At 34.9% G+C, this 6,044-nt stretch carries 5 protein-coding genes and 1 tRNA gene; 1 reads left to right on the forward strand and 5 read right to left on the reverse strand.

Annotated elements, in window-relative coordinates; translation table 11 throughout:
* Positions 1–11: 11 nt before the first annotated feature.
* The 3 genes from Q0252_RS09480 to Q0252_RS09490 all read right to left on the reverse strand — a co-directional run bounded on the left by Q0252_RS09480 (position 12) and on the right by Q0252_RS09490 (position 2,515).
* Positions 12–1,649 (reverse strand): hypothetical protein, encoded by a 1,638-nt coding sequence (locus Q0252_RS09480; protein WP_297985630.1) that lies wholly within the window; start codon positions 1,647–1,649, stop codon positions 12–14.
* Positions 1,650–1,705: 56 nt separating this feature from the next.
* A complete protein-coding gene (locus Q0252_RS09485; protein ID WP_297985633.1) occupies positions 1,706–2,272 on the reverse strand; it encodes a YMGG-like glycine zipper-containing protein in 567 nt (188 codons plus the stop codon).
* Positions 2,273–2,444: 172 nt separating this feature from the next.
* Positions 2,445–2,515, reverse strand: a tRNA-Cys gene (locus Q0252_RS09490).
* A 112-nt stretch (positions 2,516–2,627) separates the two neighbouring features.
* Here Q0252_RS09490 and ribB point away from each other — a divergent pair.
* Positions 2,628–3,749: a 3,4-dihydroxy-2-butanone-4-phosphate synthase gene (ribB, locus tag Q0252_RS09495; RefSeq protein WP_297985635.1), complete on the forward strand. Its 1,122-nt coding sequence runs from the start codon at positions 2,628–2,630 to the stop codon at positions 3,747–3,749.
* A gap of 18 nt (positions 3,750–3,767) precedes the next feature.
* Here ribB and fmt read toward each other — a convergent pair whose 3' ends face one another.
* Positions 3,768–4,715: a methionyl-tRNA formyltransferase gene (gene fmt, locus Q0252_RS09500; protein ID WP_297985637.1), complete on the reverse strand. Its 948-nt coding sequence runs from the start codon at positions 4,713–4,715 to the stop codon at positions 3,768–3,770.
* A gap of 26 nt (positions 4,716–4,741) precedes the next feature.
* Positions 4,742–6,044: helicase-related protein (locus Q0252_RS09505; protein WP_297985639.1), on the reverse strand; the 1,303-nt coding region annotated here is incomplete at its 5' end.

The following is a 6,044-nucleotide window of genomic DNA, read 5'->3' on the forward strand; positions in this document are numbered from 1 at the left end:
TCACCCTAAACCTAGTCCTGATTCAGGAATTTCGGATTGATTCCTTTCAGGATTTCTCCGAGTTTCTGTTTTTCTTCCGGACTAAGTTTTCTCCAGTGAAATCCATCTTTTAAATGATTTGAAGTCATTTGCGGGAAAATTTCTGCTTCGTAATCTTCCTTGATGAACTCAGGAGAAATAGCAGGAAGTGGCGTATCAAAACTGAACGGATAACCTTCCACAATGTTGAATTTTAGATTTCCGATTTGATGCGATTTAAACTTTTTCAGAGCAAAACCGGAAGGTTCGATGAATTGTTTTTGATTAAATCCCATCATATAACTGCTTAGTCTAAAACTTGGAATTGTTTTTTTGAACAAATTTGGGAACGACAGAAACAATAAAATAATAAATGAAAGTCCACTGAAAGCAATCAAAGCAGTTTTCTTCTGAATTCTTTCAAACAATAAAACGATGGCGATGACAAAGAAAACATCAATAAAAAATCTGTACTGTGCAGAAAATAAAAGTACCAAAATGCTTTTTATCAACACAGAAATGAAAATCAGCCAGATTATTTTTGATTTTTTTTTGATGGAATACATCAGAAACCCTAACAAACTCAAAATAAAAAGCCAATGGATCTTTCCTTTAATTCCGTCCAGGAAAAGCCAGTTTTTAATAAAATCAAAAGTGGAAAACTGTTGGATTTCGCTGTATTTATACTGAAGATTGTATGTTTTTTCAATAGCTGTTTTTGCTGAGGTTTGAAGCAATTCTGCATTGGGTTTGCAAGAAATTCCAAAATCTCCAATTTGCACAGGAAATATCGGAAAACCAAACGTCCAGATGTTTTTAAAGATAAAAATCAAGACAACAGGAATTCCAAGCAAAACAAAATTAAGATTCTTTTTCCGAATGATTAATCCATATAAAAAACACAGGATTGGAAGCCAAATCATCGTCGGTTTTATTGCAAAAACAAATACTGAAAATGCAAAAAGTTGTGCGGTGTTTTGATTTTCTTTCAGAATTTCATTCAGAACAATTAAAGAAAAAACAATAACCGGCAAATCCGGACTTGGCGACTGTGAAAACAGAAATAAAACTGGAAAAACTAAAAGGTGCAGCCATGATTTTTTTTCGAAAATGTAAATCAAATAAACAATCAGAACAATGGTGTTGAGTCTTAAAAAAGGGTCAGAAAAATTGGAAAATCCCGCTTGAATAAAATGCCAGAAAGACATTTGTCCTAGAAGTATATCAAGATTTGAAATTCCTTTAATTAAGCCAAATTCGGAAATCCATTTCACCGTCGGAACGTAATATCCAAAATAATCCAAAATAAAAGGGTAGTACGAACCGAAAAATATTGTAATTAACGCAAGAACCGAAAACGTCTTGTATTGCTTTAAAAATTCAAAAAATTCCTCAAAAATTCTAAAATAAAAAAACGCTGCAAGTCCAATTAAAACTGTGATGGCTTCAATATAAATATTCAACGGAAGAAAAAATGCCAACACACACCAAATTAGCGTCGTCGCAAAAATTCCGGTTAAAACTTTGGATGAAAGTCCTCGAAATAATTTTCCCATTATATCTTCAACCAGATGCCCAATTCCTGCCAAAACAGGAAGAATTACAATCGTTGAAAACAGGATATACAGCATAAAAAAAGATTGCTTAAAAATAAGCAATCTTTCGTTATATAGAATTAGATTTATTTTTATTGAACTCTACCGTCTTTTCTGTCAGCAGATCTACCGATAGTATAACCAGTTGCACCACCGACGATACCACCAATTACAGCACCTGCACCACGATTTCTTTTATTGATAATAGCACCTGCTGCAGCACCACCTACAGTACCTATAATCGTACCTTTCGCAGCTTTACTCATACCTTGTCTCTGCGTGGTTTGAGTTGTTCCTGCAGAAGAACCATTGTAAGTTCCACTTCCGCTGTTATTAGCATAAGTTCCTGAGCTTGAGCTTCTTCTTGGCGCATCTCTGTAAACAGTTCTTTCAATAACTCTGGTATTGGTAGTTGCAGCTCTATTGTTCGATGCAATACTGGCTTGGTTTGCTTTTTCTACTTTAGCAATACTGTCTTTCGCTCTTTCGAAAGCAATTTTTTCTTTCTCGATTGCTAATTTTTGTTTTTCAATTTCCAGCTGTCTTGCCTGAAATTCTATTTTTTCTTGCTCTAAAGATTTTTGAGCAGTGGTATCTTCTTTCTTACAGGCTGTCAACATTAAAACTGACGCGGCTCCTGCTAATAATATATTTTTCATAATTTTAAATTTTAGTTACTGATTCTAAAAAACCTAAAAATATTTAGCTTTTTATTATTGATGTAGTGTATATCTCAAGAATGAAACCAAAGAACAGTTAAAGAAATGTTAAAGTCGCAATGTTTAACACAAAAAACAAAATAAGCGTTTGAAAATCAAACGCTTATACTTGAGGTTCCTAGCGGATTCGAACCGCTGTAGATGGTGTTGCAGACCACTGCCTAGCCACTCGGCCAAAGAACCATTTGGGTTTGCAAATTTAAAAAATTTTTTGAAACTCAAAAATCTTATTTCCCTTTTTATCAATAATTATAGCGTTTTGTTTTAGTATCTTTGCGGAAATTTAATAAAAGAAATGTCTGATATTGTTCTAAATACAATTCCTGAAGCAATCGACGATTTAAGAAACGGAAAAATCATCATTGTTGTTGATGATGAAGACCGTGAAAATGAAGGCGATTTCCTTTCTGCTGCAGAATTGACAACTCCTGAAATTATCAACTTTATGACCATCCACGGAAGGGGGTTAATTTGTACGCCGCTTCCTGAGAAAAGATGTGATGAACTTGGTTTGGATATCATGGTAACCCGAAGCAGCGACCCAAAAGAAACGGCTTTTACCGTTTCTGTGGATTTATTAGGTGAGGGTGTTTCCACCGGAATTTCAGCAAGCGACCGTTCTAAAACTATTTTAGCTTTAATGGACGAAAAAACGAAACCATCGGATTTCATGCGTCCCGGACATATTTTTCCGTTACGAGCCAAAAAAGGAGGTGTTTTGAAAAGAGCCGGACATACTGAAGCTGCGATTGATTTAACAAAATTAGCAGGATTGAAAGAAGGTGGTGTTATCTGTGAAATCATGAACGAAGACGGTTCTATGGCGCGTCTTCCCCAATTGATTGAACTGGCTAAAAAGCATGATTTAAAAATTGTTTCGATTGAGGATTTAATTCATTACCAACTGAAAAAGGGCGATTTGCTTGAAAAAATTGAAGAAAGAAAAGTAAAAACGCATTACGGAGATTTCGATTTTTTCGCTTTTAAAGAAAGTAGTACAGATCAAATTCACTTTGCTTTAACGAAGGGAACATGGGTGGAAGATGAACCGATTCTCGTTCGTGTGCAAGCTTCCAATTCTTATTTTGATGTTTTGAATAGATTAATTGCGGGCGAAAAACCACTTTTGGAAAGGGTAACAAATTTAATTAACGAAGAAGGAAAAGGCGCAATTATTTTCATCAACAATGTTTCTAATTCTGAAAATACGATGCGTAAACTTCAGCAGTTTTTGGATTTCCAGAATGGGGAAGTAAAACGTCCAACTTTGGCTTCCAATTTCAGAGATTACGGAATTGGAACTCAGATTTTGAAAAAATTGGGAATTAATAAATTCCGTGTGATTACGCAAAATCCGAACCTGAAACCTTTAGTCGGAGGTTACGATGTAGAAGTAACCGAAATGGTTGAATTATAAAGAAAATGGCTTAAGAAATTAAGCCAATTTTATTTCGTCAAAATTGCGGAAGCCGTTTAGGAAGTCTTTTACAGGCATTCTTTTTTTACCTTCCAATTGAAGTTCTTCCGGAAAATAAATTCCGTCTGCAGTAAAAATTTTAAAGCTGTTTTTATCAATTTCCAGTGAGTCAACTGCTTTTCCGTGGTTATTCAATTCAAATTTTCCACTGTAAATTTTCAGAGATTTTTCTTCATTACCAATTTTCAAAGTCGTAAATGCACAAGGATATGGCGACATGCCGCGGATGAAATTATGAACCGTCTCAGATGGATTATTCCAGTGAATTTTCGTGTCTTCTTTAAATATTTTGAAAGCATTTTTCGGTTCAGCAACATTGGGTTGCGGAACTTCTGAAATCGTATTTTCGGCTAAACCGTCCAAAGTTTTTACCACCAATTTTGCGCCCATTTCCATCAAACGGTCATGAAGACTTCCTGCGTTGTCATTGGTTAAAACTTCAATTTCTTCTTGAAGCAAAATATTTCCTTCATCAATTTTTTCATTAATGAAGAAAGTTGTGGCGCCGGTTTTTTGCTCTCCATTAATGATAGCGTAATTAATTGGCGCAGCTCCGCGATAATCGGGAAGAAGTGAAGCATGAAGATTAAAAGTTCCAAGTTTTGGCATTTCGAAGAGCATTTTCGGCATCATTCGGAAAGCTACAACTACGAAAACATCGGCATCAAGTTCTTTAATTTGCTCTAAAAATTCAGGATTTCTTAATTTTTCAGGCTGAAAAACAGGTAGATTATTTTGGACGGCGAAAATTTTTACAGGCGATTGATTGATTTTCTGACCTCTTCCGCTTGCTTTGTCAGCAACGGTTACAACTCCAACAACTTCGTGATTGGAGCGATGAATAGCTTCTAAAGAATTTTTTGCAAACTCGGGAGTGCCGAAGAAAACGACTTTCAATGATTTCATAGTGCAAAGATAAACTTCACAAACCTTTAAGCCAAAGTATAGGTTCTGAAATTCAGCATTTTTATTTTTCCTGAATCAAGAAGGTTGATGAGTTCTTCCAGGATTTTTTCTTTTTTATGAAAATTGAGCTGCGCGGAAATTTCCTCCAATGTTGATGGTCTTTTGCTTAATAAATCAACAATTTCCGTTACAATTCTGTTGTCAAAGAAATGGTCTTTTTTTCTTTCGCAAACGGAACATTTACCACAGTCTTTCGCGTTCTTCTCACCAAAATAGGAAAGGATGAGTCTGTTTTTGCAATAATCCTCGTCTTTAATATAATATTTCAGTTCCTCCCATTTATGGATTTTGTTGCGCTGAATCTGCTCAAAAATTTTCCAATATTTTCCTGTTATCAAATGGTCGTTGCGGTGTTTTAAAAACTTGATGCTCGTTTGTCTGCCGTCAATATATTCAACAAACCCTTTTTTCGCCACTTCTTTAATTCGTTCTTTAATGAGCAAAGCATCAATTCCCAATTTATTTGATAAATTATTTTCACTGAAAAAAACTTTGTGGGAACTGATTCCTGATAAACTTCGAAGCAAAAGTTCAATGAAATGACTGTCTTTTTTGGGAAGCAAATCTATTTCTTCATGTCTCATTTTCAGCTCCAGTGTTGAGAGTGATTTCATGCTATTAAAATAAATGAGTTCCTGATGATGAAGGAAATTCAGAACATTATTGATTTTTGCGGAAGAACATTTCGTGAAATTCTGAATTCGCTGTCTTTCGAGCTGAAAAATATTTTCCGGCAAATCATTTTCTGCCACCTGAAAAGTGGAGTAGATATAAGTGATAATTTTCAGGAATTCTTCTTTGGAAGGAATTTGTTGGTGAAGAATATTATCGATATTTTTGAGTTCCTGTTCATCCCAAAACAAAAAAGCATAGCTTTCCGCACCATCTCTTCCTGCTCTTCCGATTTCCTGATAATAATTTTCGATGGAAGCGGAAGGCGACAAATGAATGACGAAACGCACATTTTCTTTATCGATTCCCATTCCGAATGCATTAGTAGAAATTAACACGTTTCTGTCACTTTTTAGCCACAGATTTTGCTTTTGATGTCTTTCTTTTGATGAAAGCCCGGCGTGGTAATAGTCGACGTTATTTAAGCCTTTATTTTTTAGAAAATTTGAAAGTTTCTCGGCTTCGTGTCGGGTTCTAGTGTAAATAATTCCGGACGGACAATTGTATTTCAGAAGATTATAAATTCTGGAATATTTATCTGAAAGTTTTTCGCAACTGATTTTGATATTCTCTCTTCTGAAGCTTTTTCTAAAAATT

The organism is uncultured Chryseobacterium sp., from assembly GCF_936933875.1.
GTDB lineage: Bacteria > Bacteroidota > Bacteroidia > Flavobacteriales > Weeksellaceae > CAKZIK01.